General features: G+C 55.4%; 12 protein-coding genes. 7 read left to right on the top strand and 5 right to left on the bottom strand.

The features are described from left to right. Nucleotides 1-20: 20 nt before the first annotated feature. From glgC to K0H63_RS13610, 6 genes are all read left to right on the top strand, one after another. The gene (gene glgC / locus K0H63_RS13635) at nucleotides 21-1289 is read left to right on the top strand and encodes a glucose-1-phosphate adenylyltransferase (protein WP_011760561.1); all 1269 of its coding nucleotides are present in this window, start codon (nucleotides 21-23) and stop codon (nucleotides 1287-1289) included. A 12-nt stretch (nucleotides 1290-1301) separates the two neighbouring features. After that, complete coding sequence (locus K0H63_RS13630) at nucleotides 1302-2918, top strand: glycogen synthase (RefSeq protein ID WP_258405583.1); 1617 nt, start codon at nucleotides 1302-1304, stop codon at nucleotides 2916-2918. 107 nt (nucleotides 2919-3025) lie between these two features. Then, nucleotides 3026-6136 carry an EAL domain-containing protein gene (locus K0H63_RS13625; protein WP_220065152.1) on the top strand — a complete coding sequence of 1037 codons (3111 nt, stop codon included), beginning with the start codon at nucleotides 3026-3028 and terminating at the stop codon, nucleotides 6134-6136. 117 nt (nucleotides 6137-6253) lie between these two features. Continuing rightward, the gene (locus tag K0H63_RS13620) at nucleotides 6254-7612 is read left to right on the top strand and encodes a DEAD/DEAH box helicase (protein ID WP_220065151.1); all 1359 of its coding nucleotides are present in this window, start codon (nucleotides 6254-6256) and stop codon (nucleotides 7610-7612) included. A 130-nt stretch (nucleotides 7613-7742) separates the two neighbouring features. Next, nucleotides 7743-8789 carry a CobW family GTP-binding protein gene (locus K0H63_RS13615; protein ID WP_220065150.1) on the top strand — a complete coding sequence of 349 codons (1047 nt, stop codon included), beginning with the start codon at nucleotides 7743-7745 and terminating at the stop codon, nucleotides 8787-8789. A 220-nt stretch (nucleotides 8790-9009) separates the two neighbouring features. Next, the gene (locus K0H63_RS13610) at nucleotides 9010-10335 is read left to right on the top strand and encodes an MATE family efflux transporter (RefSeq protein WP_220065149.1); all 1326 of its coding nucleotides are present in this window, start codon (nucleotides 9010-9012) and stop codon (nucleotides 10333-10335) included. A 73-nt stretch (nucleotides 10336-10408) separates the two neighbouring features. Here K0H63_RS13610 and K0H63_RS13605 read toward each other — a convergent pair whose 3' ends face one another. Beyond that, nucleotides 10409-11515: a TonB family protein gene (locus K0H63_RS13605; protein ID WP_220065148.1), complete on the bottom strand. Its 1107-nt coding sequence runs from the start codon at nucleotides 11513-11515 to the stop codon at nucleotides 10409-10411. Nucleotides 11516-11662: 147 nt separating this feature from the next. On the opposite strand from K0H63_RS13605, the gene K0H63_RS13600 reads away from it, so the two are divergent. Next, nucleotides 11663-12748, top strand: a complete 1086-nt coding sequence (locus tag K0H63_RS13600) for a TonB family protein (protein WP_220065147.1) — start codon at nucleotides 11663-11665, stop codon at nucleotides 12746-12748. 56 nt (nucleotides 12749-12804) lie between these two features. Here the strand turns inward: K0H63_RS13600 and K0H63_RS13595 are convergent, their stop codons facing one another. The 4 genes from K0H63_RS13595 to K0H63_RS13580 all read right to left on the bottom strand — a co-directional run bounded on the left by K0H63_RS13595 (nucleotide 12805) and on the right by K0H63_RS13580 (nucleotide 18569). Beyond that, nucleotides 12805-13374, bottom strand: coding sequence for a LutC/YkgG family protein (locus tag K0H63_RS13595; RefSeq protein ID WP_220065146.1), 570 nt, complete (start codon nucleotides 13372-13374; stop codon nucleotides 12805-12807). 1 nt (nucleotide 13375) lies between these two features. After that, a complete protein-coding gene (locus tag K0H63_RS13590; protein ID WP_220065145.1) occupies nucleotides 13376-14776 on the bottom strand; it encodes a lactate utilization protein B in 1401 nt (466 codons plus the stop codon). Nucleotides 14777-14789: 13 nt separating this feature from the next. Beyond that, entirely contained in the window at nucleotides 14790-15533 is a 744-nt protein-coding gene (locus K0H63_RS13585; RefSeq protein ID WP_220065144.1) for a (Fe-S)-binding protein, read from the bottom strand. 228 nt (nucleotides 15534-15761) lie between these two features. Further along, complete coding sequence (locus K0H63_RS13580) at nucleotides 15762-18569, bottom strand: FAD-binding and (Fe-S)-binding domain-containing protein (protein ID WP_220065143.1); 2808 nt, start codon at nucleotides 18567-18569, stop codon at nucleotides 15762-15764. Between the last annotated feature and the right edge of the window lie 79 nt (nucleotides 18570-18648).

Below are 18648 nucleotides of genomic sequence, written 5' to 3'. Positions count from 1 at the left end.
ACGCAGCCAAGGAGCCTCTAATGCCCAATCACAGCCCTCGCTTCATCAGTAATCTGACCCGTGAAACCTATGCCCTGATCCTCGCAGGAGGTCGTGGCTCGCGCCTGTTTGAACTGACCGACTGGCGTGCCAAACCGGCGCTTTATTTCGGCGGTAAGTTCAGGGTCATCGACTTTCCCCTGTCCAATTGCGTGAACTCGGGCATACGCCGGATAGGGGTGGTGACCCAGTATCAGTCCCACTCGCTTATTCGCCATGTCATGCGCGGCTGGGGTCACTTTAAGCGTGAGCTTGGGGAGTCGGTGGAAATTCTGCCTGCCTCGCAGCGTTATTCGGAAAGTTGGTATCAGGGCACCGCAGATGCCGTGTTTCAAAACATTGATATCATCCGCCACGAGCTGCCAAGGTATGTGATGATCCTCTCCGGCGACCATGTGTACCGCATGGATTATGCGGGCATGCTCGCGGCCCATGCCCAGTCGGGCGCCGATATGACGGTGTGCTGTCAGGAAGTGCCTGTTGCCGAAGCGGCCGGGAGTTTTGGGGTGATGGAAGTGGCCGAGGATATGCGTGTGGTGGGGTTTGAAGAAAAACCGGCCAATCCTTCCTGTTTGCCACACGACCCGGAACGTTGCCTGGCGTCCATGGGCAACTATGTGTTCAATACCGAGTTTTTGTTCGACCAACTGAGAAAAGACGCGGAAAACGTGTCTTCAGAACGCGACTTTGGCAAGGACATCATTCCGTCCATCATCCGCGAGCACAAGGTGTTTGCCTATGCCTTCAAGAGCGGTCTGGGCGCGGGGCAGGATTACTGGCGTGATGTGGGTACCCTGGATACATTCTGGCAGGCCAATATGGAGCTGTTGTCCCCTGAGCCGCACCTGAACCTCTATGACGCCAAGTGGCCCATCTGGACCTATCAGGAGCAGTTGCCTCCGGCCAAGTTTGTGTTTGACGATGAAGACAGACGCGGCATGGCAACCGACTCCATTGTCTCCGGTGGCTGTATCATTTCGGGTGCCAAAGTGAAACGCAGCGTACTATTCAATGAGGTGCGGATTTGCTCCTATTCCGAGGTGGAAGGAGCGGTGATTTTGCCCGATGTGGTGGTGCTGCGTAATTGCCGTCTCAAGAACGTGATTATCGACCGCGGCTGCGTTATCCCGGAAGGCATGGTGATAGGCCACAATCACGACCACGACAGGGCCAGGGGTTTTCGGGTGACTGACAAGGGCGTGGTGCTGATCACCCGTGAGATGCTCGGCTTGCCCGTGGGCTTTGAATAAGGTGGAACTGCGTTGCAAATTTCAAATGCAATCAACACAGAAGCGTCAGCACACCCAGTGCAGGTACTGATGCTGTGCGCCGAACACGGCGCCCTCGCTGGAGCAAAAGTTGGCGGCATGGCCGACGTGCTGGCGGGTTTGCCGCCGGCGCTTAAGGCCAAAGGCGTACAGGCCAGTGTGGTTATGCCGGGTTATGGTTTTCTTGGATGTCAGGGCCATGGCACCGATGAGGCGCCGCGCCGCTTTTTCAGCGTGCCTTTTCGCCACGGTATGGTGCAGATAAGTCTGCAGCAGCTCCCCGACCCAAGGGATGAGGGCTTAAGCATTTATCTGCTCGACAATCCGGCGTGGCACACGGCGCCGGGTCAGCTCTATGTGGCCAGTGGTGATGGCCGTCCCTTTGCCGACGATGCCGACCGCTTCGCGCTTTTTGGTGTGGCGGTGGCCGAAGCGCTCTTGCAGGGGATAATTCCAAAACCACAGGTCCTGCATCTGCATGACTGGCATCAGGGCTTTTTTGCGCTGCTGCGCGGTATCGACCCTCGCTACGGGGAGCTTAAGGCCATCCCCTCGGTGCTCAGTATCCATAATCTGGCGCTGCAGGGTACCCGCCCCCTGGCTCAGGAGGCATCGTCCCTGGCCGCCTGGTACCCCTGGCTTGGGCAATATCCAGCACAGATACTGGACCGCCGCTATCCCAATTGCGTTAACCCTTTGCGGGCAGCCATTTGCCTGAGTGACAGGGTGCATCTGGTATCTCCCAACTATTGCCGTGAGGTGCTCAGGCCATCCGACCCCGCCACCGGGTTTGTGGGAGGGGAGGGGCTGGAAGAAGACCTTCAGCACTGTGATGGAAAACAGCAGTTGGTGGGGATCCTCAATGGTTGTGATTATCCCGATGAGCCGCAGGAAATAAGACCCTCGGTACAGCAACTGGTGCTGGGGTGTCACCGCACCCTGACGGCAGCTCAGGCCAACCGCGATACGGTCAGGGCGCTGGACTTTATCGCCGCGCAGCGATTGTGGCAACCCATGGACGAACATGCTTTTTTACTGACCTTTGTCGGTCGGCTCACCTCGCAAAAGGTGGAGCTGCTCAGGCACCGCCTGGATGGAAAGCGCGTGCTGGAGCAGATACTGCAGCGACTCGGGCTCTTCAGCCCTCTGGCGCGCTTTTTTATGCTCGGCAATGGCGATGACAGGATAGCAAGGGAGTTCCAGCAACTGGCAGCAAGGTATGATAATTTCATTTTTATCAATCATTTTGATGTGAAACTGTCGGAGCTGCTCTATCGGCGCGGGGATCTGTTTTTGATGCCAAGCAGCTTTGAGCCCTGCGGCATCAGCCAGATGCTGGCCATGCGCAGTGGCCAGCCCTGTCTGGTCTCAAGCGTGGGGGGATTGGTGGACACGGTGAAGGATGGCGAAAATGGCTGGCGCTTCGATGGGGATGACACAGACTCCCAGGCCAGGGCCTTGCTGAATAAGCTGGATTACCTGCTGCACACCACAGGCACTCCAGACTGGCAGCGGGTTGCAAAAGCGGCATTGGAGACGCGTTTTACCTGGGAAGAGGCCGCAGCTTCCTATCTGGATAAACTCTACCGGCCATTGCTCGGGACATACTGATACCCTCTGCTACAATTCTCTCATCACTGGGGCTTTTATCCTTTGTGTAACAAGGGCATGATGGAGAAAGTCTCAGGTATTCAAACCCGGGAGAGTACAGGCAGAAAATGACCCAGGGTATTTTTTTTCCGCTGGTCCAAAATGCCGCGCTGCTATTGGCGCTGGTGTACCTTTATGACGCCATCCCCTGGCTGAAACAGCAGCGGATCCGGTGGGTTTGGCACATCATGCTGGGATTGGTGATTGGCGCCATCGGCATGACCATCATGTCTGCCCGCTACGAATTTGCCGAGGGGATCTACTTTGATACCCGAGGTGTGCTGCTCAGTGTCAGCGGTCTCTATTTCGGCGCAGTTCCCACCCTGATTGCCTCAGCCATGATGGCCATCTATCGCTACGGTATGGGCGGTCCGGCCATGGTGGCCGGTATTGCCGGCATTGCCTTCGCCGCTGTCATGGGGATCCTGTGGCGCATCCCCTGGCAGAAAAATCTGATTGAGATAAGCACGGGGCCGTTATTGCTGCTTGGCGTGCTGGTTCACATTGGCAGCTTGCTGTGCTTCTTTATTATGCCCTTTGATCTGGCCTGGGAGCTGGTGTCTACCATAGGCACTACCGTAATGCTGGTATGTCCCCTGGCGACCTTGTTACTCGCCAGGCTGTTGGCCCGGCGGCTGGAGATTGAACGGGACGAAAAAATAAAGCTGCAGGATGATTTCCTGTTTCGCTCGCAATTCAATGTCGGCAACATCGGCATTGCCATCACCTCCGTTGACAAGCACTGGATTAAGGTTAACCCCAGGTTGTGCCAGATGCTCAAGTATTCTGAAAAAGAGCTGCTGTCGATGAACTGGGAGCAGATGTCCCACGAAGACGATATTTCCACGGATCTTGCCCAATTCAATAAGATGTTGGCGGGCACGATAGAACAGTACGAACTCAATAAACGCTTTTATGCCAAAGATGGCAGCATAGTCCACACCCATATGACGGTGGCCTGTAAGCGCAGTGCCGGCAGGGTACAGTTGGTGATTGCCGGTTTTATGGATATTTCGGCACAGACCCAATCAGAGATGTCAGTGCGCGCCAGTCGCGAACAGTTGTCCCTGGTGCTAGCCTCCGCCGAGCTGGGGTTTTGGGACTGGGATTTGAAAAGTGACCTGATTGACCGCAACGAGCGCTGCGCCGAAATGCTGGGATGCTCGGTGGATGAAATGCGTCAGAACCACAGGATTTGGATGGACTCCATTCATCCGGATGATCGCATGGCAGTGCTCAAGTCCATCGACCGACATTTGCAGGGCCACAGCGACAGTCACAATATGGAATATCGCATTATTCGTAAAAGCGGTGAGATACTGTGGATTAGGGACACAGGTCGGGTGATGCAAAAAGACAGCCGTGGTAAAGCGCTCAGGATGTGCGGTGTACATCTGGATATCACCCAGGTTCGCCACAACCAGGAGCAGATGGAGCTGGCAGCCTCTGTTTATAACAACTCCAGTGAAGCCATGAGCGTAATGGACCACAAGGGTAACATTATCACGGTCAACGCCGCCTTTGCCGATATCACCGGTTATTCGGCGAAGGAGGTGCAGGGCGCTCACATCAGCCAGTTTTATTGCTCACGAAACAAGCCAGCTTTTTATGATGAGGTTAATCAGGCCATTAAAGAAACCGGCCGTTGGCAGGGGGAAATGTGGCAACAGCACAAAAATGGTAAGGAATACCTTATTTGGCTTACCGTGAACACCATTTACGATGCTTACCACAGGCCCCATCGCCGGGTAGCACTGTTCTCTGATATCACAGAGAAAAAGGCCCAGGAGCAGATTATTTGGCAGCAGGCCAACTACGACCCCCTCACCAAGTTGCCCAACAGACGCATGTTGCTGGATTACCTCGACCGGGAGATTTCCCTGGCATCCCGGCAAAAAGTGCGCTTTGCACTGCTGTTTTTGGATTTGGATTTTTTCAAAGAGGTTAACGACACCCTGGGCCATGACATGGGGGACAAGCTCCTCATCGAGTGCGCTGACAGAATCAAAGCCTGTGTGCGTGACTCGGATGTGGTGGCTCGCCTTGGTGGTGACGAATTTACCGTAATGATCCGCGATATCCACGATGTGGGTGGGGTAGAGCGGGCGGCCAGCAAAATTCTCAAGGCCATTGCCGAGCCATTCCAGCTGGGGTCGGATTCGGCCTACATCAGTGTCAGTATCGGCATTACCCTGTTTCCCGAGGATGCCAGTACCCGGGAGGCGCTGCTGAAAAATGCCGATCAGGCCATGTATGCGGCCAAGGAGCAGGGGCGTAACCGCTTCAATTACTTCACGCCTTCAATGCAGGAGCAGGCCAGGTACCGGATGCGGCTTATTCAGGACTTACGCTTTGCGATTGAGCATCAGCAGTTCAGTCTGGTGTATCAGCCCATAGTGCATCTGCAAAGCGGCAAGGTGCACAAGGCAGAAGCCCTGCTGCGCTGGCATCATCCCGAGCGGGGGTATATCTCGCCGACCGAGTTTATTCCGGTTGCCGAAGACACAGGGCTGATTATGGAAATTGGCTCCTGGGTATTTGAGCATGCCGCGCGGCAATGCCGCGACTGGCACAGTGTGTATGGCACCAGCATACAATTGTCGGTGAACAAGTCGCCGGTGCAGTTTCGCGATGAAGGGGAAAACTTTGAGCGCTGGGTCGCCCTGCTTGAGGAGCTGGAACTGACTAACGGCGGGATCTGCATCGAAATTACCGAAGGCTTGTTACTGGATGCCTCCTCCGGGGTGGCTGAAAAACTGCTCACGTACAGGGACGCCGGCATTCAGGTGTCTTTGGACGATTTCGGCACAGGTTATTCTTCGCTGGCGTATCTGAAAAAATTTGATATCGACTACCTTAAAATCGACCAATCCTTTACCCGCAATCTGGAAGAGGACGCCAGCGACAGAACCCTGTGTGAGGCCATTATTGTGATGGCACAAAAACTCGGGATGAAGGTGATTGCCGAAGGAGTTGAAACCCTGAAACAGCAAGAGATCCTCACGGCCATGGGCTGTGATTATGCCCAGGGCTACCTGTATTCGGCGCCTGTCTCCCGGGCGGAATTCGAGGCGCGTTTTCTGGCTGAGGATCCCAATCATGCGCCGCCGCCCGATAAGCCTGAAACCAGCAAGGCCAGGCCCAAAGCCAAGGCAACCAAAAAGGCGCAGGATGCCTGAGTCACCCATTTCCATGCCTTGCTGATTAAACCCGTTTGACCTTGAGTGGTGCGCCGTTATACTGCGCTCTTTTTTGTTCACTGGCAGTGCTGAAAAACTCGCCACCACAGGAGACTTATGTCCTTCGATTCACTGGGATTGGCAGCACCTCTGCTGCAAACGCTGAAACAGTGCGGCTATCCTGCACCAACAGAAATTCAGGCCCAGAGTATCCCTGTGCTCCTCAGTGGCCGGGATTTGATTGCGGTAGCCCAAACCGGCAGCGGGAAAACGGCGGCCTTTGCTTTGCCGATATTGCAGCAGATCTCGAACAAGGGGCAGCGTGGCGGGATACAGGCGCTGGTATTGGTGCCAACCCGGGAACTGGCTGTGCAGGTAGCCGATGCCTTTACGCGCTACAGCGCCGGATTGGGGCTGACAGCACTCGCGGTTTACGGTGGGGTGAATATCCGTCCCCAACGTCAGGCGCTGGCCGCCGGAGTTGACATTCTGGTGGCGACCCCCGGGCGGCTTTTGGATTTGACCGGTCAATTTGGTCTGTCCCTTGCGAGTGTCAGCACCCTGGTGCTGGATGAAGCAGACCGCATGCTGGACATGGGCTTTGCCCCCGACATCGAAAAAATACGCCGCCAGCTCGGGCAGCACCAAAGCGCCATGTTTTCAGCGAGCTTTGCCGAGCGGGAGCGTGAGTTGGCAGGGCGCTGGCTCGCCAACGCGGTAAGCCTGGCCGCCAAAGACACAGGCCGTATCCCACAGCAGCTCGCCCTCGAAGTCTTTATGCTGGATAAGCCCCGATGGGCCGAATTTGTCGCCGAGCTGGTGGGAAAGCGCAACTGGCGTCAGGCACTGGTATTTGTCTCATCCCGGGAAGAATCCAATACCCTGGTGGCTGAGCTTGCCCTCGATGGGCTGCAGGCGGCCGCATTTCATGGTGAGAAAACCCAGGGCGCCAGACGGCGTGGCCTGGATGAGTTCAAATCCGGCAAACAGAGATTGCTGGTGGCAACCGACGTGGCGGCCAGGGGACTGGACATCGAAGACTTGCCCGTGGTGATAAGTCTGGGACTGCCCCACGGTGAAGAAGACCTGATACATCGTCTTGGCCGCAGTGCCAGGGCGGGGCGGGAAGGCCTGGCGGTGATAGTGCTGTCACCTGAGATGCGCGCCGATTTGCCCTTGCTGAAGGCACTTTGCCCGGCATTGCCTGAGGTAATAACTCCAGAGGGATACAGTGCGAAAGACCCCTTACCCCAGAGGTATCGCGACAGCGCTTTATCAACGTCGGGAAGTAAGCCTGCCAATAAGTCTGGCCGACATGCAGGGCATCGCCCCGGCAGCCGTGACGGCAATCGCAGTGGCAGCCGCACGGGAAGCCGAACAGCCGGTGGCCGGGCTGGCAGCAGTAATGGCTCACAGCGGCAATCAGGAAAGCCTGCCCGTCAGGGGAGCGGTCCAAAGCGGCAAGCACGGGACTGAGGGTGTCAGCGGCGGGGCTTTTAGGTACACTGACCGGATTTTAGCGTGCAGTCTTTTACCGCGTGATTCCACCGCGAGAGGCTACTCACCGAAAAAGGCAAAGGGCCAGTTGGGCCGAAGGAGTCTTGCCATGCTGCTTGGGAATATCCCCGTCAATGTCATCACAGGTTTTTTAGGCGCAGGTAAAACCAGTTTTATCAAACAATTACTGGCGCAAAAGCCTGAAGGAGAAACCTGGGCCGTTCTGGTTAATGAGTTTGGCGAAGTCGGCCTGGATGCCGCTTTGCTGGGCAGCCGCGAGGGTTTGGCTATCCGTGAAGTGCCCGGGGGCTGTATTTGCTGCGCCGCAGGGGTGCCCACCAGGGTGGCGGTGGCCCAGCTGCTCAGACAAGCCAGACCCAGCCGTCTCCTGATTGAGCCAACAGGCCTCGGCCATCCTGCCAATATTCTCAAAACCCTGATGGCACCGGAATATCAGGGGGTGTTATCCATCCAGCGCACCCTGTGTTTGGTGGACTCGCGAAACCTTAACGATACCCGTTATACCCAAAATGACATCTTCAATCAGCAGCTTGCGGTGGCCGATCTGGTGCTGGCCTGCAAGGCCGATATTCAGGCACCTGACTTTCTAGCTACCCTTGGCGCTTATGTCACAGACATCAATCCCGGCGCCCCTGTGCTGCCCTTTTCTGCACACGCACCCGTCTCTGGGCCCCTGCTTAAGGCCATGATGCAAGTATCGACCCGGGCGCCGCGGCTGATGTCCGCTCCCCGGGGCTTCTTTGCCACCAAGCCTGCGGCCGCCATGGGCCTCTTTGATGAGGAGGAAGCCCTGGAGGCTTTGGCATTCAACGACCAGGGCTTTATTCGTAAACCCCATCAGGCCGATGGCATCTTTGCCTGTGGCTGGTGTTTCAATGCCGGGTGGACATTTGACTTCGACGCCCTGATGGCGGTAGTCGAGGCCAACCCGAGTTTGAGACTCAAGGCGGTGATGATAACCCCGGATGGCATCCTGGCCATTAACCGGCTTGAAACTGAATTGAGTCTGGCGGAGCTGGATGATGCCATGGACTCCCGCATCGAATTTATTGCCACAGAGCCCCTCGACTGGGATGCCATTGAAGGCGCGCTGCTGGCCAGTGGCAGCACTGTAGGTGGCAGCCCTGTAGTTTGATAGATGGGGCGCACAGAGCCAAGCCCGGGATTCAGCGAAACCTTAGCGTCCTTTACATGGACTTTCGCCACTTTGTTACGGGACACTGGTTCCGCGGAGGCAGGCTCACGGGACACGGGCTCGCAAATCTGGAATTCGGGCACTGGCCGGGCGGGGGATAACTGGCTACAATCGGCCTTCTTTTGTTAAAAATAACAATCAAAAGTTCAGAATAAAAAACATGAACCATACCCAAGCTATGCTGGAAGCGCCAGTCTCAAGGCTCTTTTGGCGCTACACCCTGCCAACCATAGCGTCCATGCTGGTTACCGGGATTTATGTCACCATTGATGGCATGTTCGTCGGACATTTTCTCGGCGAAACAGGGCTTGCGGGCATTATGCTGGCCTATCCGGTGGGCGCCTTGCTGTATGCGGTCGGCGCCCTGATTGGCATGGGGGCCGGGGCACTGGTGTCCATCAAGCTGGGTGAGGGGAAAACGGCCAAGGCAAGGGAGCTCCTCGGTAACGCCTTCAGTCTGGTACTGCTGTCGGCGCTGTTTTTTACCCTGGTGGGCTCAATCAGCGCCAGACATATTCTTATTTGGCTCGGCGCCGAAGGGGAGGTGCTGGAAAGTGCCCATGACTACCTGTTCTGGTACTTTGCCCTGTGTATTTTCCCGCTGATCTCAATGGCGTTTTCAACGCTTTTGCGAAACGATGGCAAGCCGGCCTTTGTTACCTGGGTGCTGATCGCCGGTGGAGTGATAAATACCCTGCTGGATTACCTCTTTATTGTGGTGTGGGACTTTGGTCTGGCGGGGGCTTCCATCGCCACCATGCTGTCTCAGGCAGTGACGGGTCTTCTTTGTCTGCAGCATTTCTTCCGGGGCAAGACAGCGCTGCGAATCGACTTACAGCAGATGCGGCTTAAGTTGGACAACTGCTTGAATATTGCCCGGGTGGGACTGCCAAGCCTGCTGATGAACCTGTACCTGTCCATCGTGCTCACGCTGCACAACACTGCGCTTTTATGGGTGGGAACGCCGCTGCATGTGGCGGCTTATGGGGTCGTGAGTTACACAGAAGCGTTTTTCTATCTGATTTTTGAAGGTATCGCCCTTGGCTCTCAACCGGTACTCAGTTTTAACGCCGGTGCCGGCCGCATGGACAGGGTTCGCAAGACCCGCAATCTGGCGATGATGGTGACCTTGCTGACAGCAGGACTGGGGCTGCTGTTCATCTACGGCAAACCCGAGTGGGCCTTGTACATTTTCGCCGGAGACAATCCGGTGTTAAGCCCTGTGGCCATTGAGGGGATGCGGCTCTATTTCTGGGGGCTGCCCTTTGAGGGCCTGATTTTGGTGGGGGCGAGCTTTTTCCAGGCCATCAACCGGCCAAGAGAAGCCTCTATTCTGACCGGCACCAAATTACTGCTGATAGCGGCAGTGATTTACAGCTTTGCCTGGCTGTTTGGTGTTCCCGGCGTCTGGGTGTCGCTGGCCTGTGTCAGCAGCGTTCTCACCCTGTGGATGGTTTACAGCCTGGTCAGGATTGACGCAGCCTGAGCGTGTATCTGGTGTGGTTGCGACTGCCATTGCCAATAAAAAATGCCGCTTTTAAGCGGCGTTTTTTATCAATTTACTTTGCTATTTCAAAAGCCATCTTGACCGCTGTTTTTGCTTTTACCGGCTTGCCATCTTCAAACTTGGGTGCAAAACGCCAGGCACTCACAGCCTCCACAGCAGCAGCCTCAAAGGCCCGGCCACCTGATGATCTCGTTACTTTGGGGTCGCGAACCATACCCATCTCATCAACGGTAAAATGAACTTCAACCCAGCCGTCCTTACCTCGTTTGGCAAGATTTATGGGATATTTAGCTGGTTTACGAAACAGGGGTGTCTGCTCCTGATTGTCATCCCAGGGTGTCATGCTGCCAATGGCAATGCAATGCTTTGTCGCTTTATCACGCTCGCCTTCATGCTCATAGAGTTCAACCAGTCGACTGTGGGAAGACAGACTGTAGGGGTGAGTGAAATCCAGTACGTCATAGCCCTTTATCACCTCAAGATAGAGAGGCTCTGCTTTGGAATATTTCTTTTGGCCGTGATAGGCTCTGGCGAGCAAGTAAGTCGCCTCAAGGCGGTCGACTGCATTCGGAGGAAGGGAGTTAATGAAATATTCATGGGCATCCTCAAGGCCGGAAAACAACGAACGATCGTAAAACTCTGTGTGGGAAAGACGCTTGAACGCGCCCATTTGGGTCACAGCAAGGATATCAGGCTTACCCGAGTCCTCAGCAATCTCCAGTGCACTCTTATAGCTTTCGCGAGCCAATCTGTTGTCCTGCGTCACATCACCAACCACCATCAGGGGCTCAATCAATTCGGTGGCTGTCCCTTCGAAGTGCGTCCTGTAAATCGCCAGACTGTTTTTGGCAACTTCAGTCGCTTGAGTTTTTCTCTCTACGTACTTTTTGGATGAGTCATCTCGCAGGGCTTTGGCAAAATTTAACCCCAGATTCGCATAATTCAGGCTGTCTTTACCAAACTTGGCCTCCCCCAATTGATAAGCCTCTTCTGCAAACTTTCGCGCATCGCTCAGATTTCCAATCTCCAACGCATGCCTATAACTGTCATAAACCTGGGAAAACTCCCTCGCCATTGCCACCGGTAAAAAGCTGTTGAGTACGACCAGCAGAGGTAAAATCTTCCACGTTGATTGCATTATATTTATTCCTTTAATCACCCATTGATATCGCCTGAAAATTAACGCAATTATTACAAATTTGCAACCAATTCAACGACTCAGGCTATTGTTGGTTGGTAGCCGGTGGAGATTGTGATAGTTTCCAACGCTGTGTTGTAGTGAAACTGGTAAAAGGAAATTATTACAATGAAAACAATAGGGAAAATTGCCCCGCTTCTACTTGCCCTCCATGCTGTTTCGCCCCAGGTTTTAGCCGACGAGTTTTCTGATGTCTACCGCAGTTACCAACAGGCTTGGGAAAGCGGCAACCACATTGATGCGCGCAGTTTTGCCGACAAGGCCTATGTTCTTGGGGAGGCGAAATTTGGTAAAGACAGTGTGGATTACGCCAATCTGGGCCTCAATCTGGCCAAGGCGCTCAGAAAAGACAATTCGGGTGATTTTGCGGTCAATCGTCAGCGTGCCACTGAGATTGCGACACTCAGCCTGACGAGCTATGAAGCGCGATTTGGCGAGAATGCCGCAGATCTGATTGAGCCTCTCATTGTGCTTGGTGATGTGACTGAAGACAGTAAAACCGCAAAAAACGCCTATCAGCGTGCACTGAAGCTTGCCAAAGCGTCTGGAAAGGCGGATTTGCTTGCCTACACCCGCATGAACGCTTACAAGCGGCTGTCGAGAACTGAGTATTACACGTCAGCAGTGTATGGTTATATCCGTGATGCTCATGAATATTTTGTTGAAAACCACCCCGCCAACAGTGCCGTGCGCCTTGAAGCGACCTACATGCTGGCCGGTGCTCATATGGGCAATGGTAAATACCAAAAAGCCGAGCCTCTGTTTCTCGAAGTTATTGAGCAATATAAAATATTTGACTATGCCCATCCCTATGCCCTGGGCGCCCACAGTCGTCTGGTTGAGCTGTATGAGCGCATGGGCAAATCTGATCTTTCCACTGAGCATTGCATTGCCATTGGCAGCATGAAGCCCTGGGATGACAATCAAGAGCAGACGCCGCTGTTCCGTAAGAATCCTGAGTATCCAATGGAGCTTGTCAGACGCGGCAAGAGTGGCTGGGCTGAAATCAGCTTTACGGTAGATGAAATGGGTATGGTTCGCGATCCCAAGGTGCTCGACTCAGAAGGCGGCAAGGGTTTTGAGAAGGCCTCAATGGAGGCTCTCAGCGCCTGGCGTTATGCCCCCAAGTTTGAAGATGGCAAGCCGGTGAAAGCAGAAAGCTCAGTCAGGCTGGACTTTCGGGTAGAGCGATAACATCAATAAAAACGCCGCATAAAAGCGGCGTTTTTTATTGGCATAGGAAGTGGCCACTACACCAGGTAAAGGCTCAGGCTGCAGGCGCCGTGAGCACCCACTACCAGGGCCTGCTCAATGTCGGCCGTTTTGGAGGGACCGGCAATAAATACCCCAAACCCCAGGGATGCATCCAATTTGCCAAGATGGGTCATGGCCTCATGCATATTGGCGACTATGGCATCCTTTTCCACCACCAGCAGCAGGTTTTCGCAGATAAAGGGCGCGATACGCTGACTCAGCGCCGTTTCCGCTACCCAGACGGCGCCATTTTCGGCAACGGCGAACTCACCTTTTATCACGGCAAAGTCGACATCGGCGAGGCCGTGTGGGTCGTCGGCGCCCTTATGGTTACCCGGTATGTCTGCCAGGGTAGACAGTACCTTGTTACCGCCGGACATCAGCTCTTCAACCCGGGCATTCAGCGCGGCCATACCACCATCTTCCAGACGTCCGGCTACGGTAGCCAGACTCTGGGCCAGGTAGGCCTTAAGGTCGGTTGTTACCGGCGCTATGTCTATGGTTGGCATGGCCACTTTTTCCATGGCGGAGGATTTCAGGGCCTCGAGAATCGCTTGTTTGGACATCTTATTTCTCCCCCTTTGACTTCACCAACAGTTCGGGTCTGTTCTTTTTCACCCAGCCTTCGAAGCTGGAGCCGGGCGCAGCAGGCAGTTCGCGGTATTTACCCCATGCACCGCTCATGGGTTTAAGCAGGCTGTGTGGCAGAATTTTCAGTGCAACACGTGCCGCTGCCATGCCGGTATCCAGCAGCAAGGGACTGGCCATAAAGCGGCCCACCAGTGGCATATAACCTGACTTGCCATAGGGTAAACTCTTGCGCTCGGCGTAGAGCCTGCGGCGGTGGAAGATGATTTTATCCAGCGGCACCTTGGTGGGGCAGACAAAGCTGCAGGAGCCACACAGGGTACAGGCCCAGGGGCTGGAATGGGTGCTATCTTCGTCGGCGCCCACGGCAATGCCGATGGGACCGGGGATGGTATGGCCATAGCTGTAGCCGCCACTGCGACGATACACGGGGCAGGTATTGAGGCAACCACCACAGCGGATGCACTTGAGGGCTTCACCCAGCAGTTTGTCACGCATCATGTCGCTGCGGCCGTTATCCACAATGATGACGTGCATTTCGCCACCGGGCTTGGGAGTACGGTACAGGCTGGAATAAGTGGTGATGGGCTGACCGGTGGCATTGCGGGCCAGCATTCGCAGGAGCACGGCGGCACTGTCGAGATCCGGCACGATTTTATCTATGCCCATGGAATGCAACTGTAGCTTGGGCAGGTTGGCGCCCATGTCGGCGTTGCCCTCGTTGGTACAAACAATCACGGCCCCTTCACTGGCAACGGCCATGTTAACCCCTGTCATAGCAGCATCTGCGCTGAGGAATTGTTCACGCAGGTGCGCACGGGCGGCGCGGGTCAACCGGGTCGGGTCGCTCTCACCCTTTGGTGTGCCGAGCTTTTCGTGGAAGAGGTCACCCACTTCTTCTTTTTTCATGTGAATGGCGGGCACAACAATGTGGGAAGGCGGCTGGTGATTGAGCTGAATAATACGCTCACCCAAGTCCGTATCTATCACCTCAATGCCTTTTCCCTCAAGGAATGGATTGAGGTGGCACTCTTCGGTAAGCATGGACTTGGACTTCACCAGCTTTTTCACGCCATGGCGGGAGAGAATTTCGTGCACTATGCGATTGTGCTCGGCGCCATCTTTGGCCCAGTGCACCTGTACGCCCTGGGAGAGGCACTTGGCTTCAAAGGCCTCGAGATAGCTTGGCAGCTCCCTCAAGGTATGGAGTTTTATCTGGGAGCCAAGGGCGCGCAAGGTTTCCCATTCCGGCAGGCTGGAGGCGGCTCTGTCGCGTTTTTCCCTGAGTACCCACAGGGCTTTGGAGTGCCAATCTACGCGGCTTTCGTCGCGGCAAAAAATGTCGGCGGCTTTGGCATGGGTCTGAATGACTTTTTGCATGCGGTTTCCCCTGTTACAGAGCGTCGTTGAGAATTTGCGCCAGATGGCGGGTCTCGATGGGCAATTGTCTGCGGCGAATGGTACCGTCCAGGTGCATCAGGCAACTGGGGTCAAAACCCACCACATAGTCAGCTCCGGTGTTGGCGTGGGCCTGGGCCTTGTCTTTGCCCATTTTGGCCGATACAGCGCCTTCATCGACACTGAAAGTACCGCCAAAGCCACAGCATTCATCCAGACGCTCGGGGTAGCAAATCTTTACGCCGTCGATGCGCGACAGCAAGGCTTCCATCTTGTTGTAACGTGGGCCCATGTATTCACTCGGCGCCGCCAGATCCAGCATTCGGATGCCGTGGCAGGACAGTTGCAGGCTGAGTTTTTTGGGAACCGGACGGTTAAACTGCGTCACAGGGGCCACGTCGTGTAAAAACTCGGTCAGCTCGTAGAGCTTGTCGATAACGGCCTGGGCTTCGGGGCTCTTGTCGAACTCGTGAAAGTTTTCCTTGGCCGCCACCAGGCAGGAGGCTGCCGGGCAGACGATGGCATCACACTCCACGCCCTTGAAGGCATTGAGCAGTTTCAGGGTGGTGTTTTTGGCTTCGTTAAAGCAACCAGAGTTGGTCATTGGCTGACCGCAGCAGGTTTGCCCCTGGGGGAAGATGACCTGATGGCCGAGTTTTTCCAGCAGCGAGAGCGTGGCAATGGCCACCTCGGGCATCATCTGGTTTACCAGGCAAGGCGTGAAGAGGGCTATTTTCATCGTTGATTGTCCCATGTGTGCCGACATGCAAAGAATAGTATGCCTTTAAGGCATACCTGTTATGGCATTTCACTATAGGCCTAATGCCCCTAATAAAATAGTGGTAATTCAGTAAATGCGATGGCGCTTTTTTGCAAAAATGCAAATATTGCAACGTCATGTTATTTAAATAAAAAAGCCGTCGTATTGACGGCTTTTTGTAATGGAGATATTCAGATTTACCGCTGTTTATCCGCGGCTGCATTCTTCCAGCAGATACACCAGGTGGCGGTAAGAAATACCACTGTGTTTCGACAGGCCCACCTCGCACATACGGTTGGCATAGTAGCCTTCGGTGGCTGCAGCGGGCAGCAGCTTTTTGATGTTTCTCAGCGCCGATGCATTGATTTCAGGCTTGTAGAGGCCCTTTTCACCGGCATAGCCGCAACACTCAATACCTGCTGGTTTGTGCACCTCTTTGGCGCAGGTATCGGCAATGGCCTGCATCTTGGCTTCTACCTTGAGATGGCGGGCACTGCAACCCAGGTGCAGGGTGACCAGCGGCTTTTGGCGGATGCTCAGCCGTGACAGGACGTCATCGTGCAGGAACTCCACCAGATCGAGGATTTCCACGTCCGGATCGCCACCCAGAGTACGCTTGGTACAGGACAGGGCATCCACCACCACCTTGAGCTTACCGTTTTCCGACTTGGCCTTGAGCGCCTCAATGAGCTCCCGGCGTTTACCATCGGCATTCTTGAAATCGCCCTTGGATTCCCACATCTGGCCACAGCAGAGGCTGCGGGTATGTTCGGGGATCACCACGTTGTAGCCGGCGCGCTCGAGCACCTGCACCACAACCTCCGGCAGCGGACGCTTGTCCTTGTCCAGGGGCGTGGGGCCAAAGGTGCGGCCACCACAAGCCGGGAAGTACACCAGGGTTTCCTGGCCAACCTTGTGAGGTGGCAGTTTTGGCAAAGCCCCACCTTTGGGGAAACTCGGATCCCAGTAAGGCACTTCCTTGGACACCATGCGGCCCACTTTCATCAGTGCCGAGGTGACTGTATCGCCGGTGAGTTTGTGAATAACGCCCAGGGTATCAAAGCCTGTGCTTATTACCTGGTTAACGGCGCCAAAGTGCTTGGCCTGGAAGTCCAGCACCTTTTGCTCTGTGGTGCTGATATAGGGGGTTCTGAGCTTACGCACCAGTTGGCCCATGCTGTTGTCCACCGGGCAGGCGATGGTACATAGCTGACAGGCGGCGCAGGTGTCCACCACGTCGTACTTGGCGGCATCCCGCATGCGGCTGGCGGCTTCCTCATCTCCGCTGGCCTCGAGGCGACTGATTTCCCTCAGGGTAGCAATACGCTGTCTTGGGGTCAGGTTCAGTGCTGAGGTCGGGCAGGTTTTTTCGCAGAATCCACACTCGATACACTTGTCCACCAGGTCGTCTACCACGGGGCAGGGCTTGATGTTTTTCACGTGGACAGTGGCATCGTCGTTAAGGATCACGCCGGGGTTTAACAGGCCGCTTGGGTCAAACAGCGACTTGATGCTCTTCATCAGGGTGTAGGCTTCGCTGCCCCATTCCATTTCCACAAAGGGGGCTACCGCACGGCCTGTACCGTGCTCGGCCTTCATGGAGCCGTCGTACTTGTTGATCACCATTTCCGCCACCGCCTGCATAAAGCCGTGGAAGCGGTCGATATCGCCCTGGCTGGCAAAGGTGGGGGTGATGATAAAGTGGAAGTTACCTGCCAGAGCGTGACCGTAGATCACGCCTTCCGGATAGCCGTGCTCGTGGAACAGCGCAGTGAGGTCTTTGGCGGCTGCCGCCAGATGCTGCACCTCAAAGGCCACATCCTCAATGATGACGGAGCTGCCCTTTGGACGCTCGCCACCGATGATGGGAAAGAGCCCTGAGCGCATCGCCCAGTACTTGCTGTAGACGGCCGGATCGGTACTGAACACTATGGGGCGTTCGGTGGGGATATGGGCAATCTTGCCAATCACTTCTTCGGTATAGGCCTGAAGCGTATCTGCATCCGCAGCGCGGGATTCAATCAGCAAAATGGCTGCGCCTTCGGGCAGGCTTGAGAGCCAGTCCGGCATGCCTTTTTTCCCGGTGACGGCACGAATGGATGCCCAGTCAAGCAGCTCTGCAGCCGCCACGCTCTTGCCAATCAGGAAGGGAATGGCACTGGCCGCCTCTTCCATAGAGAAAAACACCGCCATGGCCGATGCTTTAAAGCGGGCCTCATCCACAGTGTGATAGGTGACCTGCTCGACAAAGCCCAGCGTACCCTCGCTGCCCACCATCAGGTGATTGATGATGTCGAAGGGGCAGCTGAAATCCACCAGGGCATTAAGGCTGTAACCTGTGGTGTTTTTGATGGCGTACTTTTTACGGATCCGCGCGGCCAGGCCGTGATTGGCTTTGACCATGGCGGCAAGGTTGCTCAGGTCGTTCAGCAGGGCGCCGTGGCTTTGCTCAAAGGCCTGCCTGGAGGCGTCAGAGCCCGTGTCCAGCACAGTGCCATCTGCCAACACCATGCGCAGAGAGTCTATAGTCTGATAACTGTTTTGTGCGGTGCCGCAGCACATGCCGGAGGCATTGTTATTGACGATGCCACCAATCATGGCCGATGCCAGGGTTGCCGGGTCCGGTCCGATTTTTTTGTTCAGTGCCTTCAGTGCGGCGTTGGCGTCGGCGCCAATCACAGCCGCGCCAAGGCTCACCTTGGTGCCATCGCTGCTGACGTTAAGCTGACGAAAGCCATCATGGCCGAGCATCAACAGTATGCCAGGGCCAATGGCCTGGCCAGACAGACTGGTACCGGCGGCGCGGAAGGTGACAGGAGCGCCATGGTCTCTGGCGATAGCCAGAGTCTGCTGTACCTCATCGAGGGAGTCGGCATGCACGACTACCTCGGGAACAATACGAAAATAGCTGGCGTCCGTTGACCAGGCGAAACGCCTGACGGGATCGTCACTGACTGCTTGGGGGCCCAAACGGCTTTTGAGCGCCTCGATAACCGCTTTGTAATCGACAGACATAGTTTGCTCTCTACACAGGTGACTCAAGTTGGAGTCGTCAATCCATTGGGCCAGCCAAACCAGGCTGGCCCCTTATGAC

It is taken from the genome of Shewanella zhangzhouensis (assembly GCF_019457615.1).
Lineage (GTDB): Bacteria > Pseudomonadota > Gammaproteobacteria > Enterobacterales > Shewanellaceae > Shewanella > Shewanella zhangzhouensis.
This window is presented reverse-complemented; position numbering and strand designations above follow the sequence as displayed.